Origin of the sequence: Parasphingomonas frigoris (assembly GCF_036663815.1) — a bacterium.
Lineage (GTDB): Bacteria > Pseudomonadota > Alphaproteobacteria > Sphingomonadales > Sphingomonadaceae > Sphingomonas.
In genome coordinates this window covers 806,705-824,025 of the sequence record NZ_JAXOJQ010000001.1, presented here as the reverse complement: position 1 = coordinate 824,025, position 17,321 = coordinate 806,705, and the positions used below count along the sequence as shown (strand labels likewise).

The window sequence follows — 17,321 nt, the reverse complement described above, 5'->3', positions numbered from 1 at the left end:
TGATCAGTGGCGTGGGATGGTCGGTCGCCCGGGAACGCGGAAGCGGACGAGCTGACGATCAATGACTCGGTGGGTCGGGTCGGCAAGTTCTACCAGCACCTGATGCTCGCCGGGTGCCAGGCCGACCACGACGATCGTCTCGCCGCTCGCATCGATGAAGTGCCAGGGCGCCTCGTCGACCGTCACGTGGACATGGCCGATCCGCGGCGACACATCCAGCGCGCCGACGCCGAACACGGGCACGACGCGCAGATGTTCGGCGCGATACTGGATGAACACGCGTCCCTCGGCGAGGGGTGCGGCGAGCGGCGGATCGATGATCAGCCGCGGCGCCGGCTCGTCGTCGATCGCGATCAGAGCGGAGGGTAACGACCTGGTCATGCCTTCACGGTCGCGGGCGAAGCGGCCTCCACCGGCCGGCTGATGGGAAGGGCCGAGCGCGGGGCCGCTGTTGCGGCGCTATAGGCTTGCGACACGATATCGAGCGCACCCATGGCGAGCAGGCCGGTCGCGCCGACCAATGCCCGTTTACGAGATGTCGCCGGAAAGGCGCGCGGGTCGGGTGCCATGAGCAACTCCATCGACGACTGGTCGGTCAGCCATTACCTGGAGATTATGCCGGGCGAGGGCGGTGCGACAGGAAGACGCCACCAGCAGCCGTGAGTTGCTGCGAGGTCGAGCGGCGGCCTACCCTAAGGCGCGCGCTTTACCGTCGATGCGGCGTAGATCTGATCGATCGCGGCACCCAGCGCACCGTCGAACGCTGAGTCGTCCATCCCGTGATCGAGATCTTCGAGCAGCGCGCGTGAGAAGCTCGCAATGACGCCGTGGTTGTGCGCCAGGCGCTCGCAAGCTTCGTCGCGCGACAGGCCGCCCGACAATGCGACGACGCGGGCGACGCGGTGATGGCCGACCAGCGGTGCATAGGTGTCGGGGATTGCCGGAATGGTCAGTTTCAGCATCACCTGTTGGTCAGCGGTCAACGTTTCGAGGTGCCTGGTGATCTCGGCCATCAAGCTTCGCTCGGCTGCAGTACGGTCGAGCGCGTCGATCGATATCTCGGGCTCGAGGATCGGCATCAGCCCAGCTTCGGCGACCTGTCGGGCGAGCTGGAATTGCTGGGCGACGATCGCGGCGATCCCGGCTGTTTCCGCTCGATTGACGACCGATCGCATTTTGGTTCCGAACACGCCGAGCGATTTGGCGCGAGCGAGCAGATCGGCAAGTCCGGGGATCGGCTTCATCAAGCGGACGCCATCGGCTTCAAGCTCGAGCCCTTGGTCGATCTTGAGGAACGGCACGACCCCGCGATTGCGCAAATATGCCGGGATAGGCTGGCCCTCAGCGAGCCCGTCCATCGTGCGTTCGAACAGGATCGCGCCCAGCACGTGGCGGCCGTCGAAGCTCGGTGCGGTCATGATGCGCACGCGCATTGCGTGGATCAGCGCGAACATGTCCTCGTCGCCCGACCAACTGCCCGCCGCTAATCCGTAAGCCTCGAGCGCGCCGGCCGTGGACCCGCCGCTTTGATCGAGCGCGGCGAATATCCCGGCCCCGCCTTTGACGTGCGCCAGCATGACGGGGTCGGTCACTTTCGCTCTCCACTGCAGCGCTCGTCAAACCCCGTGGTACACCAACCGCGTGAAAAGCGCGCCGTTGATGACCCCGCCGCCCCATTTCGCGTCGAGCGCCGCGGTCGGCCGTGCGGCGACCGTTTGGTCTTCCGACAACCCGCGCTTCTTGAGCGCGGCGACCTTGGCGCGGACCGTCACCAGCATGTCGCGAAAGGCGATCAATTGCGCGTGGTTGCCGAGCGGACCGTGTCCGGGGACGACCTGTGTACCGGGCTTGGAAAGCACGAGATTTGCATTCGCCGCGCGGATCGCGCCGTCGATGCTGCCGCCGCCGACATAATCGATGAAGGGATAGATGCCGTTCCAGAACGTGTCGCCGGTCGACAAGACGTCGGCGCGCCGGAAGTAGACCGACATGTCGTCATCGGTATGCCCTAGGCCGTACTGGCGGATCGCGATGCTTTCGGTGCCGAAGCGCAGCACCGTATCACGCGAGAGGATATGGCTGGGCAAATCGGCCGGCGCGATCGGGGTGAAGGTGTGTTCCCATTCCACCACTCGAAGCGTCTCGGTCAAGCGATGGCGCGCCTGTCGGTCGGCGATGATCGTCGCGCCGGCGCGGCGCAGCCAGGCGTTGCCGTCGGTATGGTCCCAATGCCAATGCGTATTGATGACATAGCGGACCGGCCCCTTGCCGGCCCTGCGCAGTGCGGCCTCGATCTTGGGCTTGGACACGGCAATCCCGGCATCGACCAGGAGCATTCCCCTAGGCCCGGTCAGAACAGTGATATTCCCCCCCGATCCCGATAGCATCGACATGCCCCCGCGCAGCTTCGTCGTGACGATCGGGTCGGCAGCCGCAGCGGCATTGATCATCGAATAGGGGCTGGCCCAGACTGCGGCGGAGGTGAGTGTCGTGGCCGCCAATACGGCCAACGCTTTTCCTACCGACGATTGCGAGGTCGTTTTCATAAAGATCCTCCTGTCTGCCGAAATTGTTCGGCCACGACAGTAAGGTCGAGGGTCGCCTCTGTTACAGTGAAGCGTCGTGAGCGGTCGTTAGAAGGGGCCAGTCCCGATTTACTGCCGGAATCTGGTAACAATTCATGCCGATTATGAGCGATTTGCCCTATGCTCGGCGCGATGATTAGCAATAGGAACGGCTGGCATGCCCTCACCAGAAATTGTGCCGTCCGATGCCGAAACGCCCGGGCTCGATCCAGCCCAGGTCGAAGGCGACGCGCGGGCGGAGGCCGCTTTGGACGAAGCGCTCGAGGAGACATTTTCGGCCAGCGACCCTGCCGCATCAAACCTGTTCGACTGACGCTTGCGGGGCACCCACAACGGCGCTCCGATCGGGCACTTCTGACGCGTTCGCCCTCACGGCCTGCGTTTTGTCTGCTCGCGAACGGAGCGCCCGGACAGGATCGTTTCGACCGAGAATGCGGTGAGCGCCAGGATCAAGCAGGCCAACGCGCCGCCGAACAAGCCGAACAGCAGCTTGCCATCGCCAGCGTTGCGCAGGGCCCCCAGGAATAGCGTCAGCGCCGCGCAACACGTCAAAACACCGGCAAGTGCCGCTAGCAACACGGCGGCGTCGAGGATTCGTGACCTTAGTCGCAATCGCTGCAACTGCCGCTGCGTGGAATCGTCAGCGGGCAGGTCGGCACGATCCGCCACTCGGCCCAGCCGCGTGGTGAACACGTTGAGCATCGTCGCCAAGCCACTGAGCAGAAACACCGGCGTTAGCGCGAGCTGAACCACATGCGCAACGCCATCGAGCGGGGACAGGGGCATGCCGCTATGGGTCAAAGGTTCAAGGCGGTCAGGCCCGGGTAATAGTCGGGCCGCCGGCCGAGCGGCCAATCGAAAAGCCGTTCGCGCTCGCTAATGGCGAGATCGTTGATGCTGGCGTGGCGCCGACGCATCAGGCCGTGCTCGTCGAATTCCCAAAGCTCGTTGCCGTACGATCGTGACCAGGCCCCGTCGGCATCTTGCCATTCATAGGCGAAGCGCACTGCCATCCGATTGCCGTGATAGCCCCACAGCTCCTTGATCAGTCGATACTGATGTTCGGTCTCCCATTTGCGCGCGAGGAACGCGATGATCGCCGGACGGCCGGTGAGAAACTCGGTCCGGTTCCGCCAATGGGAGTCCGGCGTGTACGCGGTCGCCACGAACTCGGGGTCACGCGTGTTCCAGGCGTCCTCGGCAAGGCGCACTTTCTGCTCCGCATCCTCGACGGTCGTGAAAGGCGGAAGTGGGGGGCGGTCGTGCATCATCATCTCCAGATCTGACGGTGGATTCACCTATCGCCACGATCGACGCAGCGAGGCGAATGAGCATCCGTTAGGCGATGCGAGATGGTGTCGGGCCGATTGGAGCGCGGGCGGACGCCGCCGTTCCGGCCCATCTTCTCACCTCGCATAGGCTTGCGGCGACACACGGCAACTTACTGGATCATGGGAAGGCATCTCCGCAGAATCGGCGGCGTCGAAGAAGCCAGCCTATTACGACCGATGGATCGTCGCTTTCGCTAATATTTTATTCACCAAGGACTTCTTTACGCCGACCTATCTGGCGATGAAGATGGCCGACGTGGAAGCGCGCTTCGCCGACGAATACATAGCGTGACCACAGTCGCGGCCATGACCGCCGACGGGATGATCGCGGTCTTCAGCCGCCGGCGCATGGCAGGAAACCCCTGCGATCGCACAGCTATCCAGATGCAAGGCGCGCAGGTCGGGAGACAGGCGCGCAACCGCAATTCCCACCCCGACGATGTCGTCAGGGCGCGAGCGCAGCGCGCCCGTCAAAGTCAGCCCGGCATCGCCGTACAGATCGATCACGTTGCGGTTCCCGGGGCTTGCCGCGACGCGCGCGAAGCCGTGCAGATCGCGCCGTTGCGGATCGCCGTCCCCCGGCCCGGCCGGGTCTCCCACGAACGCCGCCAGGCGCATGGCCGTGTGCTTGGCGACGGTCACCGACAGCGACGCGCCTGGGGCGGCAAGCGGATAGGCCGGCCCGCCGCTCGACAAGTCGGCCGCGAAGCTGCCCGGCCAGCCGAAGCTGGATTTGACGAACAGGCTGGCGGTGGCGCTGATCGCAAAGCTTTGATCGGCGTTGAACTGCCCCACGCGAAGCGTCATCCGGTCGCCTGGTTTCTGGTCGATCCACAGGTTGAACAGCCGCAGGGCGGGCTCTGCATCGATCCCGCTGACGGTCAGAACATTGCCGACGCGATACGCCGACGGCCCAGTGCCGATGATCGAATGCACGCTGACATGCGCGCGCGCGCCGCGCCAGCCGAACGCGGATTGCACGTCGATATCGCCGATCAGTCCAATCCGATGCAGATAGGCGGTTCCGGTCGCTGCTCCGCCGCTGATATCGGCATTGGCATCGCCGGTGTAGATCGCGCTCACGGCTACGGGCCGGCTGCTTCGGATGGTGCTTTCGGCTTGAGGCGACGTCGTCGATTGTGCCGTACACGGCGCAACCCATAGCGCCACAGCAATGGTGAGCAAGGAAACGCCGGATATGCCCGCCCCAAGCGCATCCTATGGCCCCTTAGGCCATGCCCGCGGTGGCCCGTCGCCACCCATCCTTCATCGCCGCTTTTGGCCGCGACGAACAAGAATTTAGAATATGTTGGCGTGAGGCGTTCGCGCAGGCGATGCTCGCTTTGTAGGATCAACCCGCTATCCGGCACATCCTAGCGCCGGGAGCGGGTCAGCCCGGCAGATGGACCGTTCGCCGCCCGAATAAGAAGGCATCGACCGAATAGGCCCCGGGTCCGATCAACGCCAATGCCAGCATGCTCAGGATGAACGCCACCGAGTACGCGATCGGATAGATTTGCACGCTCGAGGCGATGACGGCGGCGAGGATCGCGCACGCGACCGCAATCAGGCGCATCGGAAATCCCGCCATCATGCCGAGCGATATGAGATACGCCAACGCGGCGACTTTTGTATCGTCGTGCGGCATTTTGGCACCCGCCGAAGCGATGCACACTGCGGCCGATAGGCGAAACAACACGAGCGCCACGCCAGCGGCACCGGCGGGAAAGGCGAAAAGGATGTGTTTCATCCCCATCCGCTACTCCATGCGGCATCGCTTTCGTAAACTGCCAAAGAGGTAGCGCGCGCTCACCCTTTCGGGGGCGACACGCGACAAGCCTCCCAGCAGATAGACATGTGTGGGAGGGTGCCGAGCGATATGCGTCTGATACTACTGGCCTATCGTATGGTCGCTATGTGCAGCGCTCTGCTGATGTCGGCGTCGGTCCACGCGCAAAAGATCGAGGGATACAAACACAGCAGCTGGACAGTGGACGACGGTGCCCCATCGTCTGTACGGAGTTTAGCACAATCGTCCGATGGCTTCATCTGGATGACCGGCGTCGATGGCTTGTACCGTTTCGACGGCATCTCTTTTGAAAAAATGCCGGCCCTGAGCGATCCTGAACTCGGCGAATTCGAACCGCTGATCGTGCATGCTTCGCCCAATGGCGACGTGTGGATCGGCTATCGCCCCGGTGCCGTCGCGCTGTATCGAAAGGGGCGGCTTTACGATCTGCACATGCCCAATCCCCCCGAATTTGTCACCGCCATTACCGAGGATCGTAGGGGCGGCATGTGGGTTGTAAGCGGGCGCAGCACGCAAGCGCTGTCGCTATACAAGGCCGGCAAATGGCAGGAGGTCGGGGAAGAGCAGGGAGTCCGCGGGCAAATCTTCCACTTGTTCGTCGATCGGCAGGGCATAACCTGGATTGCCCAAGAGGGCCGGATTTCATACCGTCCGCTTGGTAGCCAGCGCTTCATACCGACCCCCGCCATCGTAGCGCCCGGCCGGTACCGGATCGGGCAAGGTCCGGACGGACGACGCTGGCTGAGTGATCAATTGGGTTTGCGCCCCCTGCCAGATTATCCCGGCGGCGCAACCGACCCAGCGAGACCGCTCGGCGGAGCGAGCACCGGAAGATCACCGCGGTTTTCGTTCGATCAGAGCGGTAATTTTTGGGGATTGAGCGCCTTGCGAGGCATCTTCAAGGTCTCGGCAACACAGTTGAACGACCCATCTGCGCGCTCGCATCTCGCTTCTTATGAGGCCGCCGACGGCCTGACATCTGACTCCACGGTCGCGATTCTGGTCGATCGGGAAGACAATGTGTGGGTCGGGACGAATGGCGGCCTGGACAAGATGCGCAAGGCCGTCGTGCGGACGCAAGGCGGGTTGGGTCCGCTCTCGTCTGGGTATGGCGGTGAAACCGATGCGGGTGGCACCACCTTTATCGAAGACGATATCGGGATTCACGCGATCGGGCCCGACGGCAAGGTCAAGCAAATCTCGAAGCTTTCCGGCGAAATCACTCCTCCTTGTCGACGGTTCGATGGTTCGGTGATCACCATGATACCCGGGACTTTGCTGCGGCTTGGGCCGAACCGTGTGACGCCCTTTGGGCTGGCCCCCAAAGGGGAGCTTGGCGGCTGTGCCGGTGATGCACGGGGCCGCTTGTGGACATATAGTAACAGCCTGTCTTGGCGAGACGATGTCGGATGGCACGATAAGACGGTTCCCGGTCCGCCATTGACGCCGGGTGGTATCAGCTCCACCCCTTGGGGCGTTGCCATCCTCCGGCTTGGTGGCACAGGGCTCATGCTGCTCGATCCGCAAAAACTGACAATGCTAAAGGCCTCGGCCTTTCGCGTCGGTACAATTTACAGCGTCAACAGTGGCACACGGGACCTGCTCATCAGCGGGTCGCGCGGCCTGGCTAGGGTTCGTGGAAACGCGCTCCGGACGATCGATGCCAGTCGCTTCCCGTGGCTGACAAAGCTGCGAGCGCTCGCGCAGACTCGCAGCGGTGATACGTGGATGCAGTCACCCGCGGGCATCGTTCGCGTCAGGACCAGCGACCTCGACCATGCGTTTGAAGATTCAGCCGCACAACTCCCCTATGACTTGATTGACGCCGCCGAGGGATTGGTGGGCAAAGGGCAAAAGAACGGAATCTGGGGCCAACAGATCTTAGAAGGGGGCGACGGTGTCATTCGGTTCCTCACCAGTGACGGCGTGGTAGTAATCGATCCGAAGGAGATTAAGCGTAGCAATACGCCGCCGCCAGTCGTCATTTCTTCGCTGACAAGCGGCGCCACCAAATATTTCGACCCGGTCGCTATCGATCTTCCAGCGGGGCGCGCGAATATCACGATCGACTATTCCGCACCCGGCGTGTCGGTCGCAGAGCGCGTGCGCTTTCGCTACAAACTCGAGGGCTATGACGACAATTGGGTCGACCCGGGCCGGCGCCGCGAAGCCGTCTACGGCAACCTCGCGCCCGGCCAATATCGCTTCACCGTGATCGCGGCCAACACCGACGGCGTATGGAGCCGCAAGGGTGCGACCTTGCTCATCACCGTTGCGCCGGCCTTCTACCAGACAGGATGGTTCAAGGCGCTTTGCCTGTTGCTTGGCTTAATCCTGTTGTGGTGGGCCTACAGGGTTAGAGTCCAGCAGCTGACCGCGCGAATGCAAACCACGATGGGCGTGCGGCTAGCCGAGCGAGAGCGCATTGCGCGCGAGTTGCACGACACATTGCTGCAAACCTTTCAAGGGTTGGTCCTGCAGTTTCAGGCCGCCGCCAACCGAATGACACCCGGGGACACCGCGCGCGCCGTCTTGGAGCGCGCGCTTTCGAGTGCCGATGGCGCGCTGGTCGAGGGGCGTAACCGGGTTCGCGAACTGCGGATCGACAATCCTGACGAGGATTTTACAGAGGGCTGGGTGGCACTGGCGGACAAGCTCGGTGCATCGCGCGCAACCCGTTTCAAGCTGACCGTGGAGGGAAGGCCGCGGGCGCTCCATGCGCTGGCGCAGGACGAACTCCAGCGGCTTGGCGACGAGGCATTGCGCAATGCGTTCGAGCACGCCCATGCCTCGGTGATTGAAATTATCGTCAGCTATCGTGCGAATCTTATCCGGCTCGGCATACGCGACAACGGCGTCGGCTTGTCGCGTGAGGTCGCGTCGCAGGGCAAACGGCCGGGCCATTACGGCCTTGTCGGCATGCGCGAGCGTGCGCGTCGCATCGGCGGTACTTTCTCGGTGGTTAGCCGCGAAGGCGACGGGACCGAGGTGCTGGTATCGGTGCCGGCAAAGACCGCTTATTCTCGGCCGCGGCGGCGATGGGCTCTCGCCTTCTGGCGTTGAGAAAGGATCATCGTGAACACCTCCACAGCCGATCTGATCCGCATCCTCAGCGTCGATGATCATCCGGCGTTGCGCCAGGGTATCGCCGCGATCGTCGAGCTGGAAAGCGACATGGAGATGGTGGGGGAGGCCTCGAGCGGGACCGAGGCGATCGAGGCGTTCGAGCGATTGCGGCCGCATGTGACGTTGATGGATCTGCAAATGCCGGGGATGGGCGGGCTCGAGGCGATTAACGCGATCCGCGCCGGTTGGCGCGACGCGCGGATCATCGTGCTCACGACCTATCAGGGCGATGTCCAGGCGGCACGCGCGATCAAATCTGGCGCGATGGCCTATCTTCTGAAGAGCTCGCTTCGCACCGAACTGCTTGCTGCGATCCGCGCCGTCCATGTCGGCAGGCGTTATATCTCTGCCGAAATTGCGCAGGAAATGGCGCTTCGCGCCGGCGAAGAGTCCTTGACCGAGCGTGAAACCGCGGTGCTGCGCCTTGCGGCGGAAGGTAATGCGAACAAGGCGATCGCCTGGCAATTGTCGATCACTGAGGACACTGTGAAAACGCACATGCGCAGCATCTTCGGCAAGCTTGGCGTCGACGATCGAACGCGGGCCGTGATGGAGGCACTCAGACGCGGCATTATCGACCTGTAGCTTCTTTGCGCGTGCTCAGGCTCGTCAAGGGCGCCGGTCCGATGCATCTCGCGCACTGGTCGGCCGCGTCGAAATCAAGCGGCCGCCGAATGTAGTGTCGACGGCGCCTCGGCTGATTACTGCGCTTCGGCCGCCCGTTCGATCATTTTCGCGACCTCATGCGGATGCGAGATCATCACAACGTGCGACGCGCCGGCAATTTCGACGGCTTCGCGGGCGCTAGCGCGCTTCGCCATGAAGGCATGGAGCGCAGCCGGAATATTGCGATCGAGCGCTCCCCACACGAACCATGACGGCACGTCGCGCCAGGACCGCGCCGCGACCGGCTCGCCAAGCGCCTCCTGCGTCACGGGGCGCTGGGTCACCGCCATGGCGACCGCATCGGCCTGGGGGACGTCGGCGGCGAATTGCTTCCAGTAGCGGCTTTGATCGCTGTACAAGTCGCTGGTTCCGTCCGCCAGCTTGACCGGCGGGGCAAGGGTCTCGCCCAACGTGCCGGTTGGAAATTTGGTGCTGAGCGAAACCCCGCTTTCCCCTACCTCGGGCGCGTAACCGGCCACGAACACCAGCGCCTTTACGTTGGGCCGCCCGGCCGCCGCCACCGAGATGACTTCGCCGCCGTACGAGTGACCGACCAGCACCACCGGCCCTTTGACGTTCGCGACGATCATCGCGACATATTCTGCATCACCTTTCACGCTGCGCAGCGGATTGGCGGCGGCGATGACCGGGTAATGGTCGCGCTTGAGGTCGGCGACCACGCCGTTCCAGCTCGACGATCCCGCAAACGCACCATGCACGAGCACGATCGTCGGTTTGGAGCCCGTCTCCTTCTCGGCTGCCAACGCCGGTGCGGTGGCCTGCATCGAAAGCATGGCGATAAGGGACACTGTCATTAGCCAAGGGCGCATCGGTCGATTCCTTTTGGTGAGCATGGTCTGGTAGCGTGGCTGGCCAGCCGCAGCGGTGGCCCCGATATGGCCGCAGCGCCCAGCGGCGTCTTGTTAGAGGATATGAGCCGACGGCAAATCGCGTAGATCCGGGCCAAGCCGCGGTGCCGTGAAAGCGTAACTCGCGAGCGATGGGCGCTCGTGCAGCGCGCATCTTCTAACGACGCCTCACGCATCTTCTCTCGCCCCACCTCGCTTTCTTGGGCCTAGCTTGGCCGCGACCCAAGCCAGAGGACAGACAGGATGACCGACGAGATTCGTACCGTTGCCGAGGATTTGCTGACTGCGATCGGGACGGGTGCGTCCGCCGATGCGATTGCAGAGATGTTTCATCACGACGTCATATTCGAGGTCCCTGGCGACGATGATGCGCTGCCTTGGATCGGCCGGAAGGTCGGGCTCAGTGCCGTCCGCCAATTCATCGATGAAAGCCGCCGATTGCTGAAACCCCGGCAGTTCGAAGTGCGCGACATTGTCACAAACGGCAGCAAGGCTGTGATCCTCGGAGCGCTGGCAAGTGTCGTCAGCGCAACCGATCACCTTATCGAGACGCAGTTCGCGATTGTCCTCACAGTTTCCGACCGTCGAATTTCCCATTTTCTGATGTTCGAGGACAGCTTCCGTGTCTCGGTCGCTACCCGGGCTTGAGCATCGACGCGAGTTGCAGGCGGGGGTTTGATGTACGAAATTCTAGGATATTTCGGCGGTCGCGACCACGAGATTGCCGCGCTTATCCTCTCGATTCAAAACTACGAGGCGGGGCTCGACCTCTCTATCGCGGACCAGCCGGACCTCCTCGACGTCGCGACCTCGTATCGCAGTGGCGGGTTCTGGATCGCACTTTGCGACGGCAAAGTGGTTGGCACCATCGGGTTACTCGATCACGGCCGGCGGGGGGCATTGAAGAAATTTTTCGTATCGAAAAGTCACCGGGGGGCGGGCGGACCAGCAAAGGCCTTGTTTGATGCGCTCCTTGGCGCAGCCATCGCGCGGGATTATGAGGACATCTTTCTCGATACGCCGTCAATCGCAACGCGTTCGCATGCCTTTTACCGCCGGGCTGGGTTCGAGCCGTGCGCACGAGCGGATTTGCCGCCGGGCTATGCATTCCCCGATCGAGACAGTCTGATCTTCCGGCTTCGGCTCTGAAAGCCCTAAAGTAAATCGCCCCTCCGCGACCGCCGTGTTGCCAGAGGGCGTACCGGCACGCCCGTCCCGTCAACGACGCTCGCGACATCTAACGACCGCTGGCTGGTGCTCACGGGCGCCACTTCGGCATCATGCCTATCCTCTAGCCACCGGCCAGGCGATGCTTCGCGAACGTCTTTCGCGCGGCCCAGCCCACTGCCCCCGGCTTTGAAATTCGGCTCGTTTGGCGTCCTGCGCCTTCCCTCAAGCTAGAACGAAAGAGAGACTTGTCATGAAAAATCTACGATATCCCGGCTTGGCGATCAGTGCCGTTGCGCTGCTGGTTTCCGGCGCCGCGCCGTTCGCTCCCGCCGCGCAGGCAAGGCCCACCGCCACGGCAAGCATGGCGCCGGTCGTCATGACCAAGTATCACACTACCAAAGTCGATGGCGTCGACGTCTTCTATCGCGAGGCGGGGCCCGCGAACGCGCCGGTCGTGTTGCTCCTGCACGGCTTCCCGACGTCGTCGCACATGTTCCGCAACTTGATCCCGCTGCTCGCCGACAAATATCATGTGATCGCGCCCGACTATCCCGGCTACGGCGAGAGCGGGGCACCCGACCACAAGGCATTCGCCTATACCTTCGCGCATTACGCCGAGATCGTCGACGGCTTGCTCGCGCAGAAGGGGATCAAGCGCTACGCGCTCTACGTCATGGATTACGGCGCGCCGGTCGGCTATCGGCTCGCGCTGAAGCATCCCGAGCGCGTCAGCGCGCTGATAGTCCAGAACGGCAATGCTTATGAAGAGGGGCTCGGCCTGTTCTGGAATCCGATCAAGGCCTATTGGGGCGGCGACACGCCCGAGCACCGGAAGGCGCTCGAAGGGCTGATGACGCTCAAGACGACCAAGTTCCAATATACCGACGGCATGAGCGACCTGTCTCACATCGACCCGGATAATTGGAGCCACGACCAGGCCTTGCTCGATCGGCCAGGCAATCTCGACATCCAGCTCGACCTGTTCAAGGATTACGGTACCAACGTGCCGCTCTATCCGCAATTCCAGGCCTTTTTCCGCCAGTATAAGCCGCCGACGATCATTGTCTGGGGGAAAAACGACAAGATCTTCCCGGCAACTGGCGCAACGCCCTACCTCCGCGACTTGCCGAAGGCAGAGCTGCATATGATCGATTCGGGGCACTTCGCGCTCGAGGACAAGCTCGATGAAATGGCGCCGTTGATCCACGATTTCCTCGATCGCAACGTCACCAAACGCTGAAGCTGCCAACCCGCACGCCGCCACGGTCGGAACGGCGTGCGGGGGCTCCGATAAAGGATCGTATGATGCCGATGCTCGACTGGAACATGTACCGCGAACAGATCATCGCCGGTGTCGGCGATCTCGCGAAGCTCAGCCCGGATACGGTCCGCGGCTACGGGACGCTGAGCGGCGCGGGTGCCAAGACCGGCCATCTCGATGCGAAGACGCGCGAGCTCATCGCTATCGCCGTCGCCATCAGCCTGCGGTGCGACGGATGCATCACCAGCCATGTCGATGCCGCGCTCAAGCTCGGGGCGACGCGCGAGGAAATCGCGGAAGCGCTCGGTGTCGCGGTCGCGATCAACGCCGGAGCGGCGATCATCTACTCCACGCGGACGCTCGATGCCGTCGCCGCGCATCCGCCGGCTTGAACGATCGGAGCGCGGGCTCACTCGACCACGCCGGCTTCGTCTAATCGGTACGGGCTCGCAGCATTGTGACCTCGGCTTTGAGCGCCTGCATCTTCTGCCGTAACGGTGCCAAGGCTTCCTCGAGTTCGACGTCGGTAAAGCGTGGCGTGATGTGTTGCGGGCAATCTATAAGAAACAGGTAAGCTCGGTCGTTCGCGTGCGGCGGGTGATTAGCGTCGCCCTCCATCGTGAGCCTTCGCGATTCGGCGAACGGTGCCGGCGTTTCCGATGCCGGTAGATGTGCGGGATCGGGAGTGAAGGCGGCGGTGTCGGCAGTAACGCCCAGCGGCGCCGCGCCGATCGAAAGCGTCGCCACTTCCCGGAATCGCCTGCGGTCACGATCGATCATTTTTCGGCATCATTGGCTGAGAGCCTTCAGTTCGCCTCGAGCGATGCCGACGACGGTCCGGATGGCGAGCGCGGCGATCACGGTAGTGGCCAACGCCAGCAACCCCCAGGCGATCGAATCTGCGACGAGACTCGGCCGGGCCATGGCGAAGCGAACTGCGCTCGCGGCAGCGGCGGCGAGCGGGAAACTGACGGACCACCAAGCGACACGGAACGGGCAGCAGTGCAAAAGCTGGCGCAGCCTGCCCAGCAGGACCGCGAGCAGGAACAGCATGATCCAGTACAGCCCCTCGGCGAAGAGGTCGACCTGTCCGTTGGTCGCGACGTAGGAGGAGAATCCGACCGCGAACGGCGCAACCAGGATCAGCAACATCGGCTGGAGCGGCAACAACAGGGGCTCCTCGAACAGCAACCGAGAAAACAGGATCGTGAAGAGCGGAATGGCGAAGAACAGGCCAATCGCCATGCAGGCGACTGTCACGCCATGTGCCGCGGGCAGGTTCAGGCTCGGGACGGCGAGCGGCACGTCGATCAGCCCGACGACCGGGACGATCCACGCGGGGGTGGCCTGCGCGACTTGCTGGCGCTCGCCCATCCAGCGATCGACCATCAGCCAGGCGAATCCCACCATGCCCACTGCGCCGACGCACCAAATAATCTGGGCCGCCGACCGAAAGACGGGCGCCAGCACGATGGGCAGCAGCAGCAGGCTGACGAGGATCGTGCCGAACAGGTTTCCCGCGACCGGATGGCGGAATTCGCCGCGCACCACATCGAAGGCGGTGAGCGCCTTGATGCCATAGGCGGTCGCCAGCACGATGAACCACACCATTGCCAACAGGGCGATGCCGCCCGAAATCCATTCCGACACCTGATAGGCTTGTGACGCCAGCTTCCACGCGATGCTGAGACCGGTCAGACCCATGACCGAGCCGAAGAAGCCGACCGGAAGATATTCGAAATACCTTGGCTTTGGCCGGGGGGCGGGCGCCTCTGTCGCCCAGCAGTCCTTGAGTGCCGCGCGACGCGACCGCCGCGCTGGAGCGCCGAACGATCTCATGGCTTGCGAGCGGGGGTTTGCCCTGCTGGCGCGGGATCGGGAACCACCCGGATGTCGAAACTACCGTGCGATGTAACGAAGATCAGGCACTCTTCCCGGGACAGGCATTTCGTCGTGTGGGGCTCGCCACCGCGTTGAAACCAGTAGGAGCCCGGCCGCAGCGGCCGATCTGGCTGAGCGCGACGTTCGTTCGTCACGACGCCCGACACGACGACGCCATAATAGTCCGACGTATGCACGTGCAGCGGGCTGGCGTAGCTGCCGGGGAGCATGATGTAGTTGCTGTGCGGCCCGGCGGCAGGATCGCCCCAGGCTTTGGCGAAAGTCAGCCCTTCCTTGGACTGATAGAAGTGAAGCCGTTCGACCGGAATATTCTCGGACGCCCGCGTCGCAGGAAAAGAAGACGCGCTGCTGGTGACCGCGATCAGGCTAACGGTGGCACCCAGCAGGATGATCCTTGAAAGGGGAAGACGCGCTCGATGTGGCCATGAGGTGTTCGGGTATTCCACCTGCGCTTCGATCCTGAGCGTCCGCATGATCCGTGTCCTCACGTGGAGTTGCCGTCGACGACATCCCAGCGCTCGTTCGGCGCTGAGGCCGGGACGCCCATTTGCATCCGCGATGTTAGCATTCATTAGCGCGGGCGCGGGGCGTTGCGGAGAGAGTTGCCGTTAGCAAAAGTGAGAGCCAGGCACGGCGGGGTCGTGCATCGACCGAATGGTCTTCGACCAAACGTTGGTCAGGCAGGGTATGATCGCTTCGCGGCAATTACTCGCGATCGAACACCGTCTTACGCGACATCGTCTCGGCATTGATCGAGTGGTGAGTCACGCGCCTCATATCGTTCCAGGAGCAATCATGCTGCAGAAGCATACCGGCCGGCTAAAACGCCCGTCGTGCGTCGACGGGCACCTGAGCAGGGGGCCGCAACAAGCGTGTCGTTGGCGGGGTCGCCGCTGTTGGACGGCATCAGCGGTCGCTATTTCGAGGATTGCAACGAAGCCGAGCAGGTCGCGAGGTGTCCGACCGACTTCTCCGGTGGTTACGCCGCATACGCGCTCGATCCCGGCAATGCAGATCGTCTCTGGACGCTATCGCATCAGCTCAATTCGGCGGTCACGCACTGACGTTGCGAGACCAGCGCCAAGGCCGCCACCACGGTCAACCAACTGTACTCTTCCCCTTGTGCGGAGCTCGACCACCAGCATCGCCACGCAGAAGCTGTTGGTCGCGGGGCCACCAGGCGAAGCTGGAAGGCCGCTCTCTGGCCTTCGGGCGAAACGGTGAACAAGCCGACATATTGCTGGGTAGGATCGACCGGCCCGATGTCGCGCAGGCGGACGAGATCCATCGGCACGAGCGCGCGTACCCGATTCCCCAGGGCCGCCTTTGCATCTCGGTCCGGCGATGTGCCGCTTAGACGGCCTCACCCGCACCTGAATTGCTTATTGGTCGCCTTGTCTGCGAACGCGCCTTCCGCCAAGCCCACCATAGGAGCGCAGCCGTTATAAGCCCTGCTGCCAAAGCCATGGGTGCGGTCGGAATTTCGGTGAGCGCAACTACCCAGCGGTCCCAAATCTTGGTTCTGGCTATTGTCTCAAACCCGATCATTTGCGCAGCGGTCGAGGCAGCTGCGAGACCGAACCCCACGCGTCCAGCAGGCCTGCGGCTGGCCAGCCGGACAGCGATCAGGAGCGTCAACCCTTCAGCGAGCTGAAACGCCAGCCGGAACCCTGCGAATCCCGCCCAACCTCCATGCGGAAATCCTGGAACGTCAGGAAAGATGCGTCCGATTATCGGCGGCAAGACCAGCAGAGCAGTCGCAAGCATCGCTGCGGCGTGCGCGCCAACGTGTCGCCGCTGCACGAAGGCATAGGCAACCATCATGACGACCGAGGGCCCGGCTATCATATCCGCGATGACAAGCTGCGCGCCATAAGCGGCGTGGAACGGGTCGGCGCTCGTTCGCCAGAGGATTGCCATGCCCTGCAGCGCCAACGGCCCAGCCGCAGCAAATAGCGGCAATATGACGAATGTGGCGAGACCCGTTGCTCTGTGCCACCCGGGTTTGCGTGCATGGATCGACCAGCTCTGCACCGCTAGCAGAACAAGCCACGCAGTCGCCGTCAGGCCATGTGCATGAAGCGCGAAGGGCGCGTGAGCAAATTGGCCCAGATAGCCCGGCCAAAAAGCGACACCGATCAGCGGGAAGAGGGCCAACACCCACCAATGTGCATGACGGTACGGCATCGTTTCCCCCCGGAAATCAGAGCAAATGTACCTGATCGACTTCGCTGCGCAAGTCGGTGAGCCCGTTCTCTGATCGCTTCGAATGTCAGCTACCAAAGGGGCCGCTAAATTAGTGCGATCGGCCGCTACGGAGAGAATGCTGCCTGGCCGCCTCGCGGCTAATGGGTCGTCGCCGCGGTTTCGCACTCCCCACTTGCCTTTGCCAAACTACGATCGGGGCGATCAGCGCGATTGGAAGCGTCCCGCAGCAAGGATGGCGACTGGGTCGCGCTGCATCAGCATCTCGCGCAACGCGGCGTGCTTGTCCGGCTGATGGTCGTACCAGCGCTGCCAGATGCGCTGTGATCCTCCCGGCGTTGTACTGAGCAAGCCGATCAACGCCCGTGCCGTTTGTGCGGCGTTCGGCAACGTCTG

23 protein-coding genes are annotated in these 17,321 nt (G+C 63.0%); 8 read left to right on the top strand and 15 right to left on the bottom strand.

Going from position 1 to position 17,321, the window contains the following annotated elements; genetic code table 11:
• Nucleotides 1-3 precede the first annotated feature (3 nt).
• The 4 genes from U1872_RS03895 to U1872_RS03880 all read right to left on the bottom strand — a co-directional run bounded on the left by U1872_RS03895 (nucleotide 4) and on the right by U1872_RS03880 (nucleotide 2,510).
• Entirely contained in the window at nucleotides 4-381 is a 378-nt protein-coding gene (locus U1872_RS03895) for a DUF6130 family protein (protein ID WP_332791539.1), read from the bottom strand.
• On the bottom strand, nucleotides 378-569 hold the full coding sequence (locus tag U1872_RS03890; RefSeq protein ID WP_332791538.1) for a hypothetical protein: 192 nt from the start codon (nucleotides 567-569) through the stop codon (nucleotides 378-380). The genes U1872_RS03895 and U1872_RS03890 overlap by 4 nt, the downstream gene beginning before the upstream one ends.
• Nucleotides 570-692: 123 nt before the next feature.
• Nucleotides 693-1,592, bottom strand: a complete 900-nt coding sequence (locus U1872_RS03885; RefSeq protein WP_332791537.1) for a fructose bisphosphate aldolase — start codon at nucleotides 1,590-1,592, stop codon at nucleotides 693-695.
• 24 nt (nucleotides 1,593-1,616) lie between these two features.
• Nucleotides 1,617-2,510, bottom strand: a complete 894-nt coding sequence (locus U1872_RS03880; RefSeq protein WP_332791536.1) for an MBL fold metallo-hydrolase — start codon at nucleotides 2,508-2,510, stop codon at nucleotides 1,617-1,619.
• Nucleotides 2,511-2,742: 232 nt separating this feature from the next.
• Between U1872_RS03880 and U1872_RS03875 the strand changes: the two genes are divergently transcribed.
• A complete protein-coding gene (locus U1872_RS03875) occupies nucleotides 2,743-2,898 on the top strand; it encodes a hypothetical protein (protein ID WP_332791535.1) in 156 nt (51 codons plus the stop codon).
• A 56-nt stretch (nucleotides 2,899-2,954) separates the two neighbouring features.
• On the opposite strand, the gene U1872_RS03870 is transcribed toward U1872_RS03875, so the two are convergent.
• The 4 genes from U1872_RS03870 to U1872_RS03855 all read right to left on the bottom strand — a co-directional run bounded on the left by U1872_RS03870 (nucleotide 2,955) and on the right by U1872_RS03855 (nucleotide 5,666).
• On the bottom strand, nucleotides 2,955-3,371 hold the full coding sequence (locus U1872_RS03870; protein ID WP_332791534.1) for a DUF2721 domain-containing protein: 417 nt from the start codon (nucleotides 3,369-3,371) through the stop codon (nucleotides 2,955-2,957).
• 11 nt (nucleotides 3,372-3,382) lie between these two features.
• A complete protein-coding gene (locus tag U1872_RS03865) occupies nucleotides 3,383-3,856 on the bottom strand; it encodes a nuclear transport factor 2 family protein (protein ID WP_332791823.1) in 474 nt (157 codons plus the stop codon).
• A 291-nt stretch (nucleotides 3,857-4,147) separates the two neighbouring features.
• Nucleotides 4,148-4,999, bottom strand: coding sequence for a carbohydrate porin (locus tag U1872_RS03860; protein WP_332791533.1), 852 nt, complete (start codon nucleotides 4,997-4,999; stop codon nucleotides 4,148-4,150).
• A 307-nt stretch (nucleotides 5,000-5,306) separates the two neighbouring features.
• Nucleotides 5,307-5,666, bottom strand: coding sequence for a hypothetical protein (locus U1872_RS03855; protein ID WP_332791532.1), 360 nt, complete (start codon nucleotides 5,664-5,666; stop codon nucleotides 5,307-5,309).
• A gap of 303 nt (nucleotides 5,667-5,969) precedes the next feature.
• On the opposite strand from U1872_RS03855, the gene U1872_RS03850 reads away from it, so the two are divergent.
• Complete coding sequence (locus U1872_RS03850) at nucleotides 5,970-8,789, top strand: sensor histidine kinase (protein ID WP_332791531.1); 2,820 nt, start codon at nucleotides 5,970-5,972, stop codon at nucleotides 8,787-8,789.
• A gap of 12 nt (nucleotides 8,790-8,801) precedes the next feature.
• Nucleotides 8,802-9,437, top strand: a complete 636-nt coding sequence (locus tag U1872_RS03845) for a response regulator (RefSeq protein ID WP_332791530.1) — start codon at nucleotides 8,802-8,804, stop codon at nucleotides 9,435-9,437.
• Nucleotides 9,438-9,553: 116 nt separating this feature from the next.
• Here the strand turns inward: U1872_RS03845 and U1872_RS03840 are convergent, their stop codons facing one another.
• Nucleotides 9,554-10,303, bottom strand: coding sequence for an alpha/beta fold hydrolase (locus U1872_RS03840; RefSeq protein WP_332791822.1), 750 nt, complete (start codon nucleotides 10,301-10,303; stop codon nucleotides 9,554-9,556).
• 327 nt (nucleotides 10,304-10,630) lie between these two features.
• Here U1872_RS03840 and U1872_RS03835 point away from each other — a divergent pair, with 327 nt between their 5' ends.
• The 4 genes from U1872_RS03835 (at nucleotide 10,631) to U1872_RS03820 (ending at nucleotide 13,210) form a co-directional block, all read left to right on the top strand.
• On the top strand, nucleotides 10,631-11,035 hold the full coding sequence (locus tag U1872_RS03835; RefSeq protein WP_332791529.1) for a nuclear transport factor 2 family protein: 405 nt from the start codon (nucleotides 10,631-10,633) through the stop codon (nucleotides 11,033-11,035).
• Nucleotides 11,036-11,065: 30 nt separating this feature from the next.
• Nucleotides 11,066-11,536 carry a GNAT family N-acetyltransferase gene (locus U1872_RS03830; RefSeq protein ID WP_332791528.1) on the top strand — a complete coding sequence of 157 codons (471 nt, stop codon included), beginning with the start codon at nucleotides 11,066-11,068 and terminating at the stop codon, nucleotides 11,534-11,536.
• A 271-nt stretch (nucleotides 11,537-11,807) separates the two neighbouring features.
• A complete protein-coding gene (locus U1872_RS03825) occupies nucleotides 11,808-12,797 on the top strand; it encodes an alpha/beta fold hydrolase (protein ID WP_332791527.1) in 990 nt (329 codons plus the stop codon).
• A gap of 65 nt (nucleotides 12,798-12,862) precedes the next feature.
• A complete protein-coding gene (locus U1872_RS03820; protein ID WP_443025311.1) occupies nucleotides 12,863-13,210 on the top strand; it encodes a carboxymuconolactone decarboxylase family protein in 348 nt (115 codons plus the stop codon).
• Between the two features lie 40 nt (nucleotides 13,211-13,250).
• Here the strand turns inward: U1872_RS03820 and U1872_RS03815 are convergent, their stop codons facing one another.
• From U1872_RS03815 to U1872_RS03805, 3 genes are read right to left on the bottom strand one after another with little or no spacing between them, the layout of a single operon-like run.
• Nucleotides 13,251-13,598, bottom strand: coding sequence for a hypothetical protein (locus U1872_RS03815; RefSeq protein ID WP_332791526.1), 348 nt, complete (start codon nucleotides 13,596-13,598; stop codon nucleotides 13,251-13,253).
• Nucleotides 13,599-13,607: 9 nt separating this feature from the next.
• Nucleotides 13,608-14,657: an SLAC1 anion channel family protein gene (locus U1872_RS03810; protein ID WP_332791525.1), complete on the bottom strand. Its 1,050-nt coding sequence runs from the start codon at nucleotides 14,655-14,657 to the stop codon at nucleotides 13,608-13,610.
• The gene (locus U1872_RS03805; RefSeq protein WP_332791524.1) at nucleotides 14,654-15,193 is read right to left on the bottom strand and encodes a DUF4437 domain-containing protein; all 540 of its coding nucleotides are present in this window, start codon (nucleotides 15,191-15,193) and stop codon (nucleotides 14,654-14,656) included. Before U1872_RS03805 ends, U1872_RS03810 begins: the two co-directional genes overlap by 4 nt.
• Nucleotides 15,194-15,616: 423 nt before the next feature.
• Here U1872_RS03805 and U1872_RS03800 point away from each other — a divergent pair, with 423 nt between their 5' ends.
• The gene (locus tag U1872_RS03800) at nucleotides 15,617-15,784 is read left to right on the top strand and encodes a hypothetical protein (protein WP_332791523.1); all 168 of its coding nucleotides are present in this window, start codon (nucleotides 15,617-15,619) and stop codon (nucleotides 15,782-15,784) included.
• On the opposite strand, the gene U1872_RS03795 is transcribed toward U1872_RS03800, so the two are convergent.
• From U1872_RS03795 to U1872_RS03785, 3 genes are all read right to left on the bottom strand, one after another.
• Nucleotides 15,757-16,008: a hypothetical protein gene (locus tag U1872_RS03795; RefSeq protein ID WP_332791522.1), complete on the bottom strand. Its 252-nt coding sequence runs from the start codon at nucleotides 16,006-16,008 to the stop codon at nucleotides 15,757-15,759. The two genes, U1872_RS03800 and U1872_RS03795, sit on opposite strands and share 28 nt — an antisense overlap.
• A gap of 65 nt (nucleotides 16,009-16,073) precedes the next feature.
• Complete coding sequence (locus U1872_RS03790; RefSeq protein ID WP_332791521.1) at nucleotides 16,074-16,907, bottom strand: hypothetical protein; 834 nt, start codon at nucleotides 16,905-16,907, stop codon at nucleotides 16,074-16,076.
• A gap of 222 nt (nucleotides 16,908-17,129) precedes the next feature.
• Nucleotides 17,130-17,285 carry a hypothetical protein gene (locus U1872_RS03785; protein ID WP_332791520.1) on the bottom strand — a complete coding sequence of 52 codons (156 nt, stop codon included), beginning with the start codon at nucleotides 17,283-17,285 and terminating at the stop codon, nucleotides 17,130-17,132.
• Nucleotides 17,286-17,321 lie beyond the last annotated feature (36 nt).